The following is an 18,841-nucleotide window of genomic DNA, read 5'->3' as shown; positions in this document are numbered from 1 at the left end:
GGAGCCGCTCAAAAAAGCCGGTTGAGCCCGTCGAACGCTGCCACCCGATAGGCTTCCGCCATGGTCGGGTAATTGAAGGTGGTGTTGACGAAGTACTTGATGCTGTTCGCCGGCCCCTTCTGGTTCATGATCGCCTGGCCAATGTGGACGATCTCGGAGGCCTGATAACCGAAGCAGTGCACACCGAGCACCTCCAGGGTTTCGCGATGGAACAGGATCTTCAGCATGCCCACCGGCTCAAAGGAGATCTGCGCCCGCGCCATGCTCTTGAAGAACGCCTTGCCCACTTCATAGGGAATCTTCGCCTGGGTCAGTTCGCGCTCATTCTTGCCGATCGAGCTGATCTCCGGAATGGTGTAGATGCCCGTCGGCACGTCATCGACGAAACGCCAGGAGTCGTTCTCGACAATGCTGCCCGCAGCCGAGCGACCCTGGTCATAGGCGGCGCTGGCCAGCGATGGCCAGCCGATCACGTCGCCGGCTGCGTAGATGTTGCCGATCTCGGTGCGGTAGTGCTCATCGACCTGCACCTGACCACGGCTGTTGGCCTTGAGGCCGATGTTCTCCAAGCCGAGCTTGTCGGTATTGCCGGTACGCCCGTTGCTCCAGAGGAATGCGTCGGCCTTGATCTTCTTGCCGGACTTTAGATGCAGGATCACTCCGTTCTCCAGCCCCTCGACCCGCTCGTACTCTTCGTTGTGGCGAATCAGCACGTTGTTGTTGCGCAGGTGATAGCTGAGCGCATCCGAAATCTCGTCGTCGAGGAAGCTGAGCAGTTGCTCGCGGTTGTCGATCAGGTCGACCAACACGCCCAACCCGCTGAAGATCGAAGCGTACTCGCAGCCGATGACGCCGGCTCCGTAGATGATCATCCGACGCGGCGTGTGGCTCAGGGTCAAGATGGTATCGCTGTCGTAAATGCGCGGGTGGTTGAAGTCGATATCGGCCGGCCGATAAGGACGGGAGCCCGTGGCGATGACGAACTGGCTGGCAACCAGCTTTTCCACCATGCCGTTAAGGCAGACCACTTCAACGCTCTGCTCGTCGGAGAAGCTGGCGGTACCGAAAAAGGTGTCGATGCGGTTGCGGGCGTAATAGCTGGTACGGGAGGTGACCTGCTTGCTGATGACCTTCTCGGCGCTTTTCAGCACGTCGGGAAAGGAGAACCAGCGCGGCTCACCGATCTGGCGGAACAGCGGATTGGTGTTGTACTGCATGATCTGCCGCACCGAATGGCGCAGCGCCTTGGACGGGATGGTCCCCAGATGCGTGCAGTTACCTCCTACGAGCGGACGATTGTCAACCACGGCGACCTTGCGCCCCGCCTTCACGGCGTTGATGGCCGCGCCCTCCCCGGCGGGACCGGAACCCAGTACAACCAAATCGTAGTTATAGACCGCCATATACACTCCTGAAAACGCAGCGGAAGACGCCGCCGCTGTCAACGAATTCGCCGATGTCCAAGGACGCAAACCAGCATTGCCCGCACGCCTTCTCAGCGGGACCGACCAGGCATCTCCGCTCACGGCTGCCTGGGCGCACGAAGGGTTACATCAACGCTTGGTGGCATCGTAGGCAAGATCGGCGTTACCCGCGTTCTTCGCCTCGTTCACTTCTTCGCACTTCTCGCGGCTACCGCCACAGATGGAGCACTCCTTCTCGATGCCCAGATTGGCGATGCCCCCGCAGGAACCCGCGATGGGCTTGCGCCCCATGATTACGCCGATGGCCATGCCGAGTACCACAAGCAGCATCACCAGAAAAACCAGTAACCAAGTCATTGCTCTACTCCCGCACCAAACAGCTCGTCGAAAGCCTTGGTGCTCGTTGTTGCGAAGCCTTGTCCCTCGCGCACGACGAAGAACGCAGCAATCGCATTACGCTCAGCCAGTGCCAGCCCCCGCTCGGGGCCCAGCACCATCAACGCGGTAGACAACCCGTCAGCGCGCAAAGTCGATTTATCGATGACCGTCACCGCCGCCAGGTGATGCTCGATCGGTCTGCCGCTTTTCGGGTCCAGGGTATGTGAATAACGCCGACCGTCCTGCTCGAAGTAGTTTCGATAGTCGCCGGAGGTGGATACGCCCAGACCATCGAGTTCGACGATCTTTTGCGCAACCCGCTGGTCATCCCTGGGCGCTTCAATGGCTATGCGCCACGGTGCACCATCAGGCTTGCGGCCCTCAGCCTTGAGCTCCCCGGTGATTTCCACCAGGTAACTCTGGACGCCCAGCGCCTTCAAACGATCGACAACGCGATCGACGGCATAACCGGCAGCGATGCTGTTGAAGTCCAGCTGTACCGCCACCGCCTTGCACAACTGATCGCCATCGATGCGCAGATGCCGATGGCCGGTCAACGCCCGTGCGGCCTCAATATCTTCCGCCGACGGAACCTGTGTGGCGCGACCTTGCGGACCAAAGCCCCACAGGTTGAGCAGAGGCTCGAGTGTAAGATCGAATGCGCCTTCGCTGTCGGCCGATAGCTGATCGCCCGCTGCGACTAATTCGCGCACCATATCCGGCATCGGCTCACAGCTACCGCCCGGCAGGGCATTGAAGCGCTCGACGTCGGAATCGCTGCGATAGGTGGATAGCTGCTTGTCGAGGTCGGCGAGGATGGCCTCGACCTCACCATGCAGCACGTCCTTGGCCGGAACATCGCCACTGCGCACGTACTTGACCGTATAGGTACTGCCCATGGTCGGCCCGGTGAAGGCTTCGACCTTGTCCTGAAACAGACAGCCCGTCAGGGCTGTCGCGAAAGCGACAGCGATGACGGGCTGGAGAGACGCGACAGCAGTGGACCAGAGTGAAGCTCGGATCATGCTAGCCGCCGAAGTCGTCGAGCAGGATGTTCTCTGGCTCCACACCCAGGTCGGTAAGCATCTTGATGACCGAGGCATTCATCATGGGCGGGCCGCACATGTAGAACTCGCAGTCCTCCGGAGCCGGGTGGTCCTTCAGATAGTTCTCATACAGCACGTTGTGGATAAAGCCGGTCGGACCATCCCAGTTATCTTCAGGCAGCGGGTCGGACAGGGCCAGATGCCATTCGAAGTTGGGATTTTCGGCCTGAAGCTGGTCGTACTCCTCGACGTAGAACGCTTCGCGCATGGAGCGCGCACCGTACCAAAAGCTCATCTTGCGCTTGGACTTCAGACGCTTGAGCTGGTCGAAAATGTGCGAGCGCATCGGTGCCATACCCGCACCACCGCCGATGAAAACCATCTCCGCGTCGGTGTCCTTGGCGAAGAATTCACCGAACGGACCATAGACGGTGATCTTGTCGCCCGGCTTGAGGCTGAACACGTAAGACGACATCTTGCCCGGCGGAATATCGTCACGACCCGGCGGCGGCGAAGCGATACGGATGTTGAACTTCACCAGGCCACGCTCTTCCGGATAGTTAGCCATGGAGTACGCACGAATCACAGTCTCGTCGCACTTCGACACGTACTTCCACTGGTCGAACTTGTCCCAGTCGCCGCGATACTCTTCCTGAATGTCGAAATCGCGGTAACGCACTTCATGCGGCGGGCACTCGAGCTGCACATAACCACCCGCGCGGAAGTCGACGTTCTCGCCTTCCGGCAGCTTGAGCGTCAGCTCCTTGATGAAGGTCGCGACGTTGGGATTGGACTCGACGGTGCACTCCCACTTCTTCACGCCGAAGACTTCTTCCGGCACTTCGATCTTCATGTCCGCCTTGACCGGAGTCTGACAGGACAGGCGCCAGCCTTCGCCCGCCTCACGACGGGTGAAGTGCGACTCCTCGGTCGGCAGCATCTCGCCGCCACCGCTCTCGACGATGCACTTGCACTGCGCACAAGTGCCGCCGCCGCCACAGGCAGAAGAAAGGAAGATGTTGTTGGCTGCCAACGTCTGCAGCAGCTTGCCGCCGGCCGGCACGGTGATGGTTCGCTCACCGTTGATCTCGATGGACACGTCGCCGCTGGATACCAGCTTGGCGCGCGCAGCCAGGATGATCACCACCAGCGCAAGCACGATGGCGGTGAACATACCGATGGCGAGGAAAATTTCGTAACTCATCAGTTCGTTCCGTCCTTACAGCTGTACGCCAGAGAAAGACATGAAGCCCAGCGACATCAGTCCGATGGTGATGAAGGTGATACCCAACCCCTGCAGCCCATCCGGAACATCGCTGTACTTGAGCTTCTCGCGAATACCCGCCAGCAGGGCGATGGCCAGTGCCCAGGACAGGCCGGAGCCCATGCCGTACACCACGCTCTCGCCCAGGTTGTAGTCGCGCTCGACCATGAACAACGTGCCACCCATGATGGCGCAGTTCACGGTGATCAGCGGCAAGAACACACCCAGCGCGTTGTACAGGCTGGGTACGTACTTATCGAGGGTCATCTCGAGGATCTGCACGATCGCCGCGATCACACCGATATAGCTCAGCAGACCGAGAAAGCTCAGGTCGACTTCAGGCAGGCCGGCCCAAGACAAAGCACCGGCCTTGAGCAGGTAGGTGTAGATCAGGTTGTTGGCCGGCACGGTGATGGCCTGTACCACGATAACCGCGATACCCAGGCCGATCGCGGTTTCCACTTTCTTGGAGATCGCGATGAAGGTACACATGCCGAGAAAGAACGCCAGGGCCATGTTCTCGATGAACACGGCGCGGACGAACAGGCTGATGTAATGCTCCATTAGTAAGCCTCCTTGCTAGAGACTTGCGGCGCCATCTTGAAGGCAGGCTTCTCGACCTGCTCCTTCTTCCATGCACGAATGCCCCAGATGAACAGACCGATGAGGAAGAACGCCGAGGGCGGCAGCAACATCATGCCGTTAGGCTGGTACCAACCGCCGTCGTTGACCACGGGCAGAATGGTGTAGCCCATCAGTTTGCCAGCGCCGGTCAGCTCACGAATGAAACCGAGCGCGATCAGCATGGCGCTGTAGCCCAGGCCGTTGCCGATACCGTCGAAGAACGACAGCAGCGGCGGGTTCTGCATGGCAAAGGCTTCGGCACGACCCATCACGATGCAGTTGGTGATGATCAGACCGACGAACACCGACAGCTGCTTGGACAGCGAGAAGGCGTAGGCCTTGAGCACCTGATCAACCAGAATCACCAGCGACGCAATGATCACCATCTGCACGATCATGCGGATCGAGTTGGGGATCTGGCTGCGGATCATCGAAATGAACAAGTTGGAGAACGCCACCACCAACGTCAGCGCGACAGACATCACCAGCGCCGTGTTCAGGTTGGAGGTGACCGCCAGTGCCGAGCAGATTCCGAGAATCTGCAGGCCGATGGGGTTGTTGTTGAAGATCGGATTGAGCAGAACTTCTTTGACAGTGGGTTGCGACATGATCAAGCCTCCCCAGCGCGCAGATTAGCGATAAATGGACCGAAGCCGTTCTCGCCCAACCAGAAGTGCAACAGCGCGTTGACACCATTGCTGGTCAGGGTCGCACCGGCCAGGGCATCGACCTGATGGTCGGCTTTCGGGCTCTGCGGGTCGACACCGCCCTTGACGATCTGTACGGCCAGGTCGCCGTTGTCGTCGTACAGTTCCTTGCCAGGCCACATGCCACGCCACTTCGGATTGTCGACCTCGCCACCGAGGCCCGGAGTTTCGCCGTGCTGATAGAAGCCGAAGCCGGCAACGGTATTCAGATCACCCTTGACAGCCATGAAGCCATAGAGGGTGGACCACAGACCGTAACCGCGAACCGGCAGAATCAGCGTATCGATCTCGCCTTCGCCCTGAGCTTCGACGATATAGACGGTGCTGTAACGCTCACGACGCTTGATCGAAGCGATGTCCTGTTCGCTCGGCAGCGCTTTGGACAGTGCAGGATCTTTGGCCGCTGCGAGCGGATCGAAAGTCTTGGCATCGAATTCGTCGCTGAACTTGCCGGTTTCCAGATTGACCAGACGGGCAACGATGCGCTCGTTGAACAGCTGCTTGACCTGATTACCGGACATGCCCGGCTCGCCGAGGCCGGCGATCGCCAGGATGCTGCGCTGTTTGTCCAGCAGGCGGTTTTCCTGCTGGGTCGGACGCAGTGCCACGGCGGCACCTGCGACGAAGATGGAGCACACCAGGCAGACCAACAGGGCTACCGTCAGCGTGCGAACGGTGGATTCTTTCTGACTAGACATTACGTGCCAGCCTCCGCTTGATATTGGCCTGAATGACGAAATGGTCAATCAGCGGCGCACACAGGTTGGCGAACAGGATCGCCAGCATCATGCCTTCGGGGAAGGCGGGGTTGACCACGCGGATCAGCACGACCATCACGCCGATCAGGGCGCCGAACACCCACTTGCCGGTGTTGGTCATGGAAGCCGACACCGGGTCGGTCGCCATGAAGATCATGCCGAAGGCGAAACCGCCGACGACCATATGCCAGTACCAGGGCATGCCGAACAACGGGTTGGTGTCCGAGCCGATCAGGTTGAACAGCGTGCTCAGCCCGATCATGCCCAGCATGACGCCGGAGACGATGCGCCAGGAGGCGATCTTGCTGCCGATCAGAACGACGCCACCGATGAAGATCGCCAGGGTGCTGGTTTCACCGATCGAGCCATGAATAGTGCCGACGAAGGCGTCCATCCAGGTGATGCCGCTCTGGACAACGTTCTCGATACCACCGGCGAAGCCCAGGCTCAGCGCGGTTGCACCGGCATAACCATCGACCGCGGTCCACACAGCATCACCGGACATCTGCGCCGGATAAGCGAAGAACAGGAACGCCCGCGCGGTCAGCGCCGGGTTCAGGAAGTTCTTGCCGGTACCGCCGAAGATCTCCTTGCCGATCACCACGCCGAAGCTGATGCCTAGCGCGACCTGCCACAGCGGAATGGTCGGCGGCAGAATCAGGGCGAACAGCACGGAGGTGACGAAGAAGCCTTCGTTTACCTCATGCTTGCGGATCGAGGCGAACAGCACTTCCCAGAAACCACCGACGATGAAGGTCACCGCGTAGATGGGCAGGAAGTAGGCCGCGCCTTGGATGAAGTTGTCCCACAGGCTGTTGGGATCGAAGCCGGCCAGTGCACCGATTAGTGCGAAGCGCCAGCCTTCCTGGGCAGCCAGCAGATCGGGGCTCTGCGCGTAGATCAGGTTGGCCTGATAGCCGGTGTTCCACATACCGAAGAACATCGCCGGGAAGGTGCACAACCAGACAGTAATCATCATGCGCTTGAGGTCGATGCCGTCGCGCACGTGAGCGGTGGTCTTGGTGACGCTACCGGGACGATAGAGGAAGGTGTCGGCCGCTTCGTACAGTGCGTACCACTTTTCGTACTTGCCGCCTTTTTCGAAGTGATGCTCGATCTTGTCGAGGAATGCGCGAATGCCCATGCCTTAACCCTCCTTCTCGATGCGGGTCAGATTGTCCCGCAGGATCGGGCCGTATTCGTACTTGCCGGCACAAACATAAGTGCACAGCGCCAGATCTTCTTCATCCAGCTCCAGGCAGCCGAGCTTCTGCGCCACCTCGGTGTCGCCCACGATCAGGGCGCGCAGCAGCTGGGTCGGCAGCACGTCCAGAGGCATGACCTCCTCGTAGTTGCCCACCGGCACCATGGCGCGCGGACTGCCGTTGGTGGATGTGGAGAAGGCGAACTTCTTGCCACCCATCAGCTTGGAGATATAGATGTTGAGGATCGAGTGCTTCTCCACACCGGCACGCAGGTAGTGCAGCATCTCGCGCTCTTTACCTTCGCGCAGGCACGACACCTGTTGGTGATAGCGACCAAGGTAGGCGAACGCGCCGTGAGCGGTACGACCGCCGAGCACCGAGCCTGATACGACGCGGTTGGCGCCGGGCTGCAGCTCACCGGCGGTCAGCTCGTCGAGATTGGCACCGAGACGGGCACGAACCAGACGTGGCTGCTCGACCACCGGGCCGGCCAAGGAAACGACGCGCTCGACCGACAGACGGCCGCTGGTGAACAGCTTGCCGACCGCGATCACGTCCTGATAACCGATGGTCCAGACGCTCTTGCTGGCGCTGACCGGATCGAGGAAGTGAATGTGCGTGCCAGCCAGCCCGGCAGGATGCGGACCGTTGAAGCTTTCGACCTGAACCTTGGCCAGGGACTCGCCAGGCAACGAGGCATTCGGCGCCTTGCACAGGAACACTTTGGCCAGGTTGCCGAGTACCTTCAGGCCTGCCTCGAAGGCTTCCGCCTGCTCGGCGATGATCACCGCAGGATCAGCGGCCAACGGATGCGTATCGATGGCGGTGACGAAAATCGAGGCAGGCGTGGCATCGATCGCCGGGACCTTGCTGAACGGACGCGTGCGCAGCGCGGTCCACAGGCCGGACTGCTGCAGGTTTTCACGCACCTGCTCGCTGCTCAGACCATCCAACTGGGCTGCAGAATAGCTCGCGAAGGTGACTTCCTCATCGCCATCGAGGTCGATGACCACCGATTGCAGCACACGCTTCTCGCCGCGATGCACCGCACTGACGACGCCGGCACCGGGCGCGGTGTAGTTTACGCCCGGCGACTTCTTGTCGGAAAAAAGGAGCTGCCCCAGCTTGACCCGATCACCGACCTGAACGGCCATGGTCGGCTTCATCGTCGGATAGTCGAAGCCAATGACCGCGACGCTGCGCACGGGCCTGCCGGCCTCGATACGCTGCGCCGGGGCACCGGCTATGGGCAGATCGAGCCCTCGTTTTATATTGATCATCGGTTTGCCTAACCACTGATTTTAGAAAGCTTTTTTTGCAGATCCAGCGGCATGGCGCAAAGTAGGATTGCGCCGCGCGCGCCAATAGGTTATTGGCGCGACACCATGTCGCGGACCCAGGTAAAAAATCCGCCCGATTATAGAGGTCGCGCACCTTGACTGACCACCCAAGCATTGCGGATTTTTGACTCGAAACAAGAGAAGCAAAAATACCGAAGCACTGTGGCGGGTCGGGCGGGCGACGGCTCAGGCTAGCCCGGTCGCAACACGAGACCAGCCGTCCAGAAAATGAAAAACGGGAGCCGAGGCTCCCGTTATTTGTCACTTCCCGCAGCGCTTAACGCGGGAAGGCTGGCGGGTTGACCCCGGCCATGTCCTCCATCACGCGCACGACCTGGCAGCTGTAACCGAACTCATTGTCGTACCAGACGTACAGCACGACGCGGTTGTCGTTGCAGATGGTCGCCTCAGCGTCCACTACGCCGGCATGACGCGAACCGACGAAATCAGTGGATACAACTTCCTGCGAGTTGACGAAGTCGATCTGCTTCTGCAGGTCAGAGTGCATGGCCATCTGGCGCAGGTACTCGTTGATCTCGTCACGGCTCGTGGCTTTCTCGAGGTTCAGGTTGAGGATGGCCATGGACACATTCGGCGTCGGCACGCGGATCGCGTTGCCGGTCAGCTTGCCCTTGAGCACCGGCAACGCCTTGGCGGCTGCAGTGGCGGCACCGGTCTCGGTGATGACCATGTTCAGCGCGGCGCTACGACCACGACGACTGCCCTTGTGGAAGTTGTCGATCAGGTTCTGGTCGTTGGTGTAGGAATGCACGGTCTCGACGTGACCGTTGACGATACCGTACTGATCGTTCACCGCCTTGAGCACCGGCACGATGGCGTTGGTGGTGCAGGACGCGGCAGAGATGATCTTGTCATCGGCGGTGATGTCGCCATGGTTGATGCCATGCACGATGTTCTTCAGCTCGCCCTTGCCTGGCGCGGTCAATACGACGCGAGCGACACCCGGGCACTTGAGGTGCTGACCCAGACCTTCGGCGTCGCGCCACTTGCCCGTGTTGTCCACCAGCAATGCATTCTCGATGCCGTACTGGGTGTAGTCGACCGAGGCCGGATCGTTGGAGTAGATCACCTGGATCAGATTGCCGTTGGCAGTGATGGTGTTGTTTTCTTCATCAATGGTGATGGTGCCATCGAAAGGACCATGCACCGAGTCGCGACGCAGCAGGCTGGCGCGCTTGACCAGATCGTTGTCGGCGCCCTTGCGCACGACGATGGCGCGCAGGCGCAGGCCGTCGCCACCACCGGTCTTCTCGATCAGGATGCGCGCCAGCAGGCGGCCGATGCGGCCGAAGCCGTACAACACGACGTCAGTGCCCTTGTGCCCGGTAGCCGCGTGACGCTTGTCGGCGACCTCGGCCAGCTCTTCGCGCACGAACTGCTCGAGGCTGCGGCCGTTGCCGGCATCCTTGTACTTGGCGACCAGCTTGCCGAGATCGACCGAGGCGGCGCCGAGGTTCATCTCGCTCATGGTCTTGAGGATCTGGAAGGTGTCATGCACCGACAGCTCGGTTTCGTCGGCGATGCGGTGACGGGCGAAACGGTGCGCCTTGAGGATGGCGATCACCGAACGGTTGATCAGGCCACGACCGTAGATCGAAGTCACCACGTTGTTGTTGCGATACAGCTGACCAATCAGCGGAATCATCGCTTCGGCGAGGGCTTCGCGGTCAATCCATTCACCAAGACACTGGTCGGGCTTCTGAGTCACGGGCAGTTCCTTCCAACATGTAGGGGCTGAGAAAAGGGGCTACATTATGACGGCGCACCCTAGCGCCGGCAATCTGCAGCGGACGAAACACTGACAGCCGAGCACCTCGATAGTTACAATCCCGGCGGCCTATTTTTTGATCGGAGCCACGCCCACTCGTGTCCGTCTTGCGCCTTCCCCCTCTGCCTGCCGCCAGCGGCAAGCAACACTGGGGCAATCTTCCAGGAGCCGCGCTGAGCCTGGCGATTGCCGAAGCAGCCAACAACGCCGAACGCTTCACGCTCCTCCTCACCGCCGACAGCCAGAGCGCCGAGCGCCTGCAGGAAGAGCTCGCCTTCTTCGCCCCGGAGCTGCCGGTTCTGCATTTTCCGGATTGGGAAACGCTGCCCTACGACCTGTTCTCGCCGCACCAGGACATCGTTTCCCAGCGCATCGCCACGCTCTACCAGCTGCCAGAGCTGAGCCATGGCGTACTGGTAGTGCCGATCACCACTGCCCTACACAGGCTGGCGCCCAAGCGCTTTCTGCTCGGTTCGAGCCTGGTGCTGGATGTTGGGCAGAAGCTGGATGTCGAGCAGATGCGCCTGCGTCTTGAAGCAGCCGGCTATCGCTGCGTGGACACGGTCTACGAACATGGCGAGTTCGCCGTGCGTGGCGCGTTGATCGATCTGTTCCCCATGGGCAGCGCCCTGCCCTACCGTATCGACCTGTTCGATGACGAGATCGAAACCCTGCGTACCTTCGATCCGGAGAATCAGCGCTCCATCGACAAGGTGGAGTCGATCCGTCTGCTGCCAGCCCGGGAATTTCCGCTGAAAAAGGAAGCGGTCACCGGCTTCCGCGCGCGTTTCCGCGAGCGTTTCGACGTCGACTTCCGTCGCTGCCCGATCTACCAGGACCTGTCCACCGGCATCACGCCCGCCGGTATCGAATACTACCTGCCGCTTTTCTATGAGGAGACGGCAACCCTCTTCGACTATCTGCCCGAAGACAGCCAGGTGTTCTCCCTGCCCGGCATCGAGCAGGCCGCCGAGCAATTCTGGAATGACGTGCGCAATCGTTACGAGGAGCGCCGCGTCGACCCCGAGCGCCCGCTGCTGCCGCCGGCCGAGCTATTCATGCCGGTGGAAGACTGCTTCGCCCGACTCAAGCTGTGGCCGCGGGTGGTTGCCAGCCAGCAGGACGTGGAACCGGGTATCGGCCGCGAGCGCTTCCCCGCACAGGCCCTGCCGGAACTGGCGATCGAATCCAAGGCCAGCGAGCCACTGGGCAAGCTGCGCCAGTTCCTCGACGGTTTTCCGGGGCGCGTGCTGTTCACCGCCGAGTCCGCCGGGCGCCGCGAAGTGCTGCTGGAGCTGCTGGCGCGCCTGAAGCTGCGCCCGCAGGAAGTCGAAGGCTGGGACGGATTCCTCTCCAGCGAGGAGCGCCTGGCGATCGCCATCGCCCCGCTCGACGAAGGCTTGCTGCTGGACGAAGTCGCCCTGGTCGCGGAAAGCCCGCTGTTCGGCCAGCGCGTCATGCAACGCCGGCGGCGCGAGAAGAGTCGCGACGGCGGCGACAACGTCATCAAGAACCTTACCGAGCTGCGCGAAGGCGCGCCGGTGGTGCATATCGATCATGGGGTCGGCCGCTATCAGGGGCTGGTCACCCTCGAAATCGAAGGCCAGGCGCAGGAATTCCTCCTGCTGCAGTACGCTGACGAGGCCAAACTCTACGTGCCGGTCGCCAGCCTGCATCTGATCGCCCGCTATACCGGCAGCGACGACGCCCTGGCACCGCTGCACAAGCTCGGCTCGGAAACCTGGCAGAAAGCCAAGCGCAAGGCCGCCGAGCAGGTACGCGACGTGGCTGCAGAACTGCTCGACATCTACGCCCGCCGCGCCGCGCGCCAGGGCTATGCCTTCAAGGATCCGCAGGTCGACTACGAGACCTTCGCCGCCGGTTTCCCCTTCGAGGAAACGCCAGACCAGCAGGCCGCCATCGACGCGGTGCGCGAGGACCTGCTCTCGGCCAAGCCGATGGACCGTCTGGTCTGCGGCGACGTCGGCTTCGGCAAGACCGAAGTCGCCATGCGCGCCGCCTTTATCGCCGTGCATGGCGGCAAACAGGTCGGCGTACTGGTACCGACCACCCTGCTCGCCCAGCAGCACTACAACAGTTTCCGCGACCGCTTCGCCGACTGGCCGGTACGGGTCGAGGTGATGAGCCGTTTCAAGTCGGCCAAGGAAGTGCAGAACGCCATCACCGAGTTGGCCGACGGCAAGATCGACATCCTCATCGGTACCCACAAGCTGCTGCAGGACGACGTCAAGTTCAGCAACCTGGGGCTGGTCATCATCGACGAGGAACATCGCTTCGGAGTACGTCAGAAGGAGCAGCTCAAGGCGCTGCGCAGCGAGGTGGACATCCTCACCCTGACCGCCACGCCGATTCCGCGCACGCTGAACATGTCCATCGCCGGCATGCGCGACCTGTCGATCATCGCCACGCCGCCGGCGCGCCGGCTGTCGGTGCGCACCTTCGTCATGGAGGCCAACAACCCGACCATCAAGGAAGCGCTGCTGCGCGAGCTGCTGCGCGGCGGCCAGGTCTATTACCTGCACAACGACGTCAAGACCATCGAGAAGTGCGCCGCCGACCTGCAGGCGCTGGTGCCCGAGGCACGCATCGCCATCGGCCACGGACAGATGCGCGAACGCGACCTCGAGCAGGTGATGAGCGACTTCTACCACAAGCGCTTCAACGTGCTGGTGGCCTCGACCATCATCGAAACCGGCATCGATGTGCCCAGCGCCAACACCATCATCATCGAGCGCGCCGACAAGTTCGGCCTGGCCCAGCTGCACCAGCTGCGCGGCCGCGTCGGCCGTAGCCATCACCAGGCCTATGCCTATCTGCTCACCCCGCCGCGCAAGGCCATGACCGATGATGCGCAGAAGCGTCTGGAAGCCATCGCCAACGCCCAGGACCTCGGTGCCGGCTTCGTCCTGGCCACCCACGACCTGGAAATCCGCGGTGCCGGCGAGCTGCTCGGCGAAGGCCAGAGCGGGCAGATCCAGGCCGTCGGCTTCACCCTGTACATGGAAATGCTCGAGCGCGCGGTCAAGGCCATACGCAAGGGCGAACAGCCAAACCTGGAGCAGCCGCTCGGTGGCGGCCCGGAAATCAACCTGCGCCTACCGGCACTGATCCCCGAGGACTATCTGCCGGACGTGCATGCGCGCCTGATTCTTTACAAGCGCATCGCCAACGCCGCCGATGAGGACGGCCTGAAGGAACTGCAGGTAGAGATGATCGACCGCTTCGGCCTGCTGCCCGAACCGACCAAGAACCTGGTGCGCCTGACCCTGCTCAAGCTGCAGGCCGAAAAGCTGGGCATCACCAAGATCGACGCCGGCCCGCAGGGCGGACGCATCGAGTTCTCGGCCGACACTTCGGTTGACCCGATGGTGCTGATCAAGCTGATCCAGAGCCAGCCGAACCGCTACAAGTTCGAAGGCGCCACGCTGTTCAAATTCCAAGTGCCCATAGAGCGTCCCGAGGAGCGCTTCAACACCCTGGAAGCGCTGCTTGAGCGGCTGGCGCCCAACGAGCAAGGTTCCTAGATGCCGCGTCGCTATCTGGCCCTGTTGTTATTGTGGCTGGCGCCGCAGGTGCACGCCGAGGCGCTGTATCGCGTCGAGCTGATCCTGTTCCGCCACGCCACGCCGCTGGAGGCCAGCCAGCACGCGCCTTACGACTGGGCACGGCAAGCCCGGCCGCTGGAGCGCCGCGCCGAGCGGCAGCCGGCGCTGGAGCACATCGCCGCCCGGCTGACCCCAGAGCAGGGTTATCAGGTGCTGCTGCACCGCGCCTGGCAGCAGCCGGTCAGCGACGACGGCCCAGCCATCGCCATTCACCAGGGCCAGCGCTACTTCGAACACTATCCGATCCAGGGCACGCTGAAGCTGCGACCGGGCCGCTACATGCAGACGGACGTGACGTTCTGGGTCAACCGCTTCGGCGAGTACGGCCAGCTGCTCGCCAGCGAACGCCTGACGCAGCGGGTCCGCCTGGTACCCGGCCGGCTGACCTACATCGATCACGACAGCCTCGGGCTGCTGATCGAGCTCAGACGGCTATGAGCCTGTCGCCTTTGCGCCTCCGGCGGCTGCATCACATCCCTGCAGCGGGGGCCTGAGCCTTGGTCCCAGCACTGCCTTCGCGTCCGGAGCGGCGGATCGACGATCTCGCGCCGGTGCCGCTGCTCAGCCTGGGCAGCCATCTGGCGACCAACTACCAGCCCGGCAACCGGCGCATGGTCAGCGAATACCAGCACCGGGCGGGCCTGGCGTTTCTCTATGGCTCAGCGCGCGTGCATGGCAAGCGCGACGGCGAGCGCATTCGCCATCCGGCGGACGACGAGCTGCAGCTCATCGCCCGCCAGCCGCAGGCCGAGCAGGCATTGCGCAAGCGACTGGAGCAGCTGGGCTTCCGTCCCGCGTTGCGCCAGAGCCTGGCCTTGCCGAAGGAGTCGGCGGAGATGTTCCAGCTGCCCGGCGAAGAGGCCTGGATCAGGTTCGTCCAGCAGCAGCTGCCGGAGCTGCGTCGTCAGGGCTGGCAGATCGACATTCACCCGGGCTTCGCCTACGACCTGACCGCCATCGACAGCTGGTACGCCGAGATCGACGAATCCGCGGCGGACGACTGGTTCGACCTCGACCTCGGTATCGTCGTCGATGGCCAGCGCGTCGGCATCCTGCCCGTGCTCCTGCGCCTGATCCGCCAGAGCCCTCAGCTGCTCACGCCGCGTGCACTGGCCCAGCGGGGCGATGACGAGCAACTGCGCGTGCAGCTGGAGCGACCGGGCGGAAGCGACGGACAACCGCTGCAGGTCGCCCTGCCCTTCGCCCGCATCAAGCCGATCCTGGCGACGCTTGGCGAACTCTATATGCGCGAGCCGATGGATGGCCCTGCGCTGCGTCTGAGCAAGGCCGACGGCGCACGCCTGGCCGGTCTAGAAAGCGTGGCAGCACACTGGCGCGGAGGCGAGCGGTTGCGTGCATTCGCCCGACGTCTGCACAGCCCAGGCACTCAGCCTGGCCAACCGCCGAGCGCGCTGAACGCCACCCTGCGGCCCTACCAGCTGCAGGGTCTGGCCTGGATGCAGACCCTCCGCGAACTGGGCGCCGGCGGCATCCTCGGCGATGACATGGGTCTCGGCAAGACATTGCAGAGCCTGGCGCACATCCTCGCCGAAAAGCAGGCCGGACGTCTGGATCGCCCTGCGCTGGTGGTGATGCCTACCAGCCTGATCCCCAACTGGCAAGATGAAGCGACCCGTTTCGCGCCTGGGCTGCGTCTGCTGACGCTTGCCGGTAGCGGCCGACAGAAGCACTTCGCCGAACTCGCCGATCACGACCTGTTGCTGACCAGCTACGCCCTGCTCACACGCGACATCGCCGTGCTGCGCGAGCAACCGCTGCATCTGCTGATCCTCGACGAGGCCCAGCACATCAAGAATCCCTCCAGCAAGGCCGCCCAGGCGGTGCGCGAGCTGCAGACCCGGCAACGGCTGTGCCTGACCGGCACGCCGCTGGAAAACCACCTGGGCGAGCTGTGGTCGCTGTTCCACTTCCTCATGCCCGGTTGGCTCGGCGATGCCCGGCGCTTCACCCAGGACTACCGCAACCCCATCGAGAAGCACGGTGACGAGGCCCGTCTAGCGCATCTGCGCGCTCGCATCCGGCCGTTCCTGCTGCGCCGCACCAAGGAACAGGTGGCCACCGAGCTGCCGGCGAAGAACGAGTTCGTCCACTGGGTTGAGTTGTCGCCCGCCCAGCGTGAACGCTACGAGACGCTACGCCTGGCCATGGACCGCAAGGTCCGCGATGAAATCGAGCGCAAGGGCCTGGCGCGCAGCCAGATGGTCATCCTCGAGGCGCTGCTCAAGCTGCGTCAGGTCTGCTGCGATCTGCGCCTGCTCAAGGGCGATGCCGTTGCGACGTCTCGCGGCAGCAGCTCGGGCAAGCTGGACAGCCTGCTGGACATGCTCGACGAGCTGATGAGCGAAGGACGCCGCGTGCTGCTGTTTTCCCAGTTCACCTCGATGCTGGCGCTGATCGAACAGGCGCTGCTCAAGCGCGGCATCACCTACGTCAAGCTGACCGGCGAGACCGACGATCGACGCACGCCGATCGAACGCTTCCAGGCCGGCGAAGTGCCGCTGTTTCTCATCAGCCTGAAGGCCGGCGGCACCGGATTGAACCTGACGGCCGCCGACACGGTGATCCACTACGACCCCTGGTGGAACCCCGCCGTCGAGAACCAGGCCACCGACCGCGCCTACCGCATCGGGCAGGACAAGCCGGTGTTCGTCTATCGTCTGATCACCCGCGGCACCGTCGAGGAGCGTATCCGCGAGCTGCAGGCGCGCAAGGCCGAGCTGGCCGCCGGCGTGCTGGAGGGCAGCGGTGAAGGCGGCTGGCAGCTGGCCGAGCAGGACATCGAAGCGCTCTTTGCGCCGCTGCCTTGAGCCATGCCTGGCGAAGTTGTGACGCCGACAAGCGCAGCATTTCGCGCTTTGCCAGATCATCGCCACCTCGTTTAACTTCTCACCAGACGACGGCATGGCCGTCCGCACCCGCCAGCGCTACAAGGAGCAACCCATGAGCCTCTACGAGATTGCCTTTTCCGGCCAGCTGCTCCCCGGCGCGAAGCTCGAACAGGTCGAAGCCAACCTGACCAGGCTGTTCCAGGCCGATGCCCAGCGCATCGCGCTGCTGTTCTCCGGGCGGCGCATCGTGATCAAGCAGAACCTGGACTTCGCTGCGGTGGAAAAATACCGCCAGGCCATGGAGCGCGCCGGTGCCCAGGTCGAGGTCAAACCGATGCCGGTGGATGTCGAGGAAATCGAACTGGCGCCGCCACCACCCGCCACGCCTGTCGCTACCCCTGCGAGCACCGCACCTGCAACGGCTCGGCCCGGCGAGACACCTGGCGCACTGAACTTGGCGCCGCGGGATGAATACATGGCCGCCTTCAGCGACGTCGAGGCGCCGGACTTCGGTATCGCACCGGTTGGCGTCGACCTGCAGGACGCCCATCCCGAACCCGAGGCCCCTCGCGTGGACCTTTCGCAATTCAGCCTGGCTCCGGTGGGCAGCGACATGGGCGAGATGCCGCGCGCCGTCGACGGGCCCAAGCCGGACATATCGCACCTCAAGCTGGCGGACTGATCGCAGCCCACCGCAAGAAACAGCCGCCAGGTAGGGTGGGCTTCGGCCCACCTCGCGCTGATCAGGCGAACTCGCAGCGCTGCACCATGCTCCAAACCTACAAGCCCGCAAAGCGCCTGTACTCATGGATCTTGTCGTTGCCCGCCCCGAAGGGCTGTATTGCCCGCCCGGTGATTTCTATATCGACCCCTGGCGGCCGGTCGATCGCGCCGTCATCACCCATGCCCATGGCGACCACGCACGCTGGGGCATGGGCCATTACCTGGCTTCCAGCGACAGCGAAGGGATCCTGCGCTCGCGCATCGCCGCCGACATGCCGCTGCAAACGCTGGCCTATGGCGAATCCATCGAGCATCACGGCGTAAAGCTCAGCTTCCATCCCGCTGGCCATGTACTCGGCTCGGCCCAGGTGCGCCTGGAATACAAGGGCGAGGTGTGGGTCGCCTCGGGCGACTACAAGGTCGAGCCGGACGGCACCTGCGCGCCATTCGAGCCGGTGCGCTGCCATACCTTCATCACCGAATCGACCTTCGGCCTGCCGATCTACAAGTGGCCGGCGCAAACCGAGGTCTTCCGCGAGATCAATGACTGGTGGCGCGCCAACGCCGCGGCCGGACGGGCCTCGGTGCTGTTCTGCTATGCCTTCGGCAAGGCGCAGCGCATCCTGCACGGCCTGGATGAAAGCATCGGCACCATCGTCGTGCATGGCGCGGTAGAGCCTCTGAACAAGGTCTATCGCGAGGGGGGCATCCACCTGCCGCCGACGGTGTATGCCGGTGACCTGAAGAAGGGTGATCCGCGCCTGAAGCAGGCCATCATCCTCGCCCCGCCCTCGGCTGGCGGCAGCACCTGGATGCGCCGCTTCGGTGACTATGCCGACGCCTTCGCCAGCGGCTGGATGATGCTGCGCGGCACCCGCCGTCGGCGCGGCGTCGACCGCGGCTTCGTGCTTTCCGACCATGCCGACTGGCCAGGTCTGCTCTGGGCCATCGAGCAGACCGGCGCCGAACGGGTAATGGTCACCCACGGCTCCGTTGCGGTGCTGGTGCGCTACCTGCGCGAAATGCGCGGCCTTGATGCCCAGGCCTTCGCCACCGAATACGGCGAAGAGGACGATGCCGCGACGGAGGGCACCGCATGATCGAAGGC

General features: G+C 62.8%; 15 protein-coding genes. 5 read left to right on the top strand and 10 right to left on the bottom strand.

Annotated features, from left to right (window positions below; genetic code table 11):
* Positions 1 to 8 precede the first annotated feature (8 nt).
* From sthA to ACX1DW_RS02955, 10 genes are all read right to left on the bottom strand, one after another.
* Positions 9 to 1,403: a Si-specific NAD(P)(+) transhydrogenase gene (sthA, locus tag ACX1DW_RS03000; protein ID WP_003299651.1), complete on the bottom strand. Its 1,395-nt coding sequence runs from the start codon at positions 1,401 to 1,403 to the stop codon at positions 9 to 11.
* A gap of 150 nt (positions 1,404 to 1,553) precedes the next feature.
* Positions 1,554 to 1,781 (bottom strand): (Na+)-NQR maturation NqrM, encoded by a 228-nt coding sequence (gene nqrM / locus ACX1DW_RS02995; protein ID WP_133456654.1) that lies wholly within the window; start codon positions 1,779 to 1,781, stop codon positions 1,554 to 1,556.
* Complete coding sequence (locus ACX1DW_RS02990) at positions 1,778 to 2,701, bottom strand: FAD:protein FMN transferase (RefSeq protein WP_133456848.1); 924 nt, start codon at positions 2,699 to 2,701, stop codon at positions 1,778 to 1,780. The genes nqrM and ACX1DW_RS02990 overlap by 4 nt, the downstream gene beginning before the upstream one ends.
* A 127-nt stretch (positions 2,702 to 2,828) precedes the next feature.
* Complete coding sequence (nqrF, locus tag ACX1DW_RS02985; protein ID WP_174214587.1) at positions 2,829 to 4,055, bottom strand: NADH:ubiquinone reductase (Na(+)-transporting) subunit F; 1,227 nt, start codon at positions 4,053 to 4,055, stop codon at positions 2,829 to 2,831.
* 12 nt (positions 4,056 to 4,067) lie between these two features.
* On the bottom strand, positions 4,068 to 4,676 hold the full coding sequence (gene nqrE, locus ACX1DW_RS02980; protein ID WP_014820916.1) for an NADH:ubiquinone reductase (Na(+)-transporting) subunit E: 609 nt from the start codon (positions 4,674 to 4,676) through the stop codon (positions 4,068 to 4,070).
* Positions 4,676 to 5,350, bottom strand: a complete 675-nt coding sequence (locus ACX1DW_RS02975) for an NADH:ubiquinone reductase (Na(+)-transporting) subunit D (protein WP_174214559.1) — start codon at positions 5,348 to 5,350, stop codon at positions 4,676 to 4,678. Before ACX1DW_RS02975 ends, nqrE begins: the two co-directional genes overlap by 1 nt.
* On the bottom strand, positions 5,347 to 6,141 hold the full coding sequence (locus ACX1DW_RS02970) for a Na(+)-translocating NADH-quinone reductase subunit C (RefSeq protein ID WP_102840154.1): 795 nt from the start codon (positions 6,139 to 6,141) through the stop codon (positions 5,347 to 5,349). Before ACX1DW_RS02970 ends, ACX1DW_RS02975 begins: the two co-directional genes overlap by 4 nt.
* Positions 6,134 to 7,345, bottom strand: coding sequence for an NADH:ubiquinone reductase (Na(+)-transporting) subunit B (locus ACX1DW_RS02965; RefSeq protein WP_102840153.1), 1,212 nt, complete (start codon positions 7,343 to 7,345; stop codon positions 6,134 to 6,136). Before ACX1DW_RS02965 ends, ACX1DW_RS02970 begins: the two co-directional genes overlap by 8 nt.
* Positions 7,346 to 7,348: 3 nt before the next feature.
* Complete coding sequence (locus ACX1DW_RS02960) at positions 7,349 to 8,686, bottom strand: Na(+)-translocating NADH-quinone reductase subunit A (protein ID WP_458992751.1); 1,338 nt, start codon at positions 8,684 to 8,686, stop codon at positions 7,349 to 7,351.
* Between the two features lie 337 nt (positions 8,687 to 9,023).
* Entirely contained in the window at positions 9,024 to 10,475 is a 1,452-nt protein-coding gene (locus ACX1DW_RS02955) for a glyceraldehyde-3-phosphate dehydrogenase (RefSeq protein ID WP_020307150.1), read from the bottom strand.
* A gap of 158 nt (positions 10,476 to 10,633) precedes the next feature.
* Here ACX1DW_RS02955 and mfd point away from each other — a divergent pair, with 158 nt between their 5' ends.
* The 5 genes from mfd (at position 10,634) to ACX1DW_RS02930 (ending at position 18,833) form a co-directional block, all read left to right on the top strand.
* Positions 10,634 to 14,080: a transcription-repair coupling factor gene (gene mfd, locus ACX1DW_RS02950; protein WP_458992750.1), complete on the top strand. Its 3,447-nt coding sequence runs from the start codon at positions 10,634 to 10,636 to the stop codon at positions 14,078 to 14,080.
* On the top strand, positions 14,081 to 14,599 hold the full coding sequence (locus tag ACX1DW_RS02945) for a peptidoglycan binding protein CsiV (protein ID WP_063539914.1): 519 nt from the start codon (positions 14,081 to 14,083) through the stop codon (positions 14,597 to 14,599).
* 59 nt (positions 14,600 to 14,658) lie between these two features.
* Complete coding sequence (locus tag ACX1DW_RS02940) at positions 14,659 to 16,989, top strand: DEAD/DEAH box helicase (protein WP_458992749.1); 2,331 nt, start codon at positions 14,659 to 14,661, stop codon at positions 16,987 to 16,989.
* Positions 16,990 to 17,122: 133 nt separating this feature from the next.
* Entirely contained in the window at positions 17,123 to 17,692 is a 570-nt protein-coding gene (locus ACX1DW_RS02935) for a hypothetical protein (RefSeq protein ID WP_133456649.1), read from the top strand.
* Positions 17,693 to 17,816: 124 nt separating this feature from the next.
* The gene (locus tag ACX1DW_RS02930) at positions 17,817 to 18,833 is read left to right on the top strand and encodes a ligase-associated DNA damage response exonuclease (RefSeq protein ID WP_011913768.1); all 1,017 of its coding nucleotides are present in this window, start codon (positions 17,817 to 17,819) and stop codon (positions 18,831 to 18,833) included.
* Positions 18,834 to 18,841 lie beyond the last annotated feature (8 nt).

The organism is Stutzerimonas sp. KH-1 (genome assembly GCF_054483855.1).
This window is presented reverse-complemented; position numbering and strand designations above follow the sequence as displayed.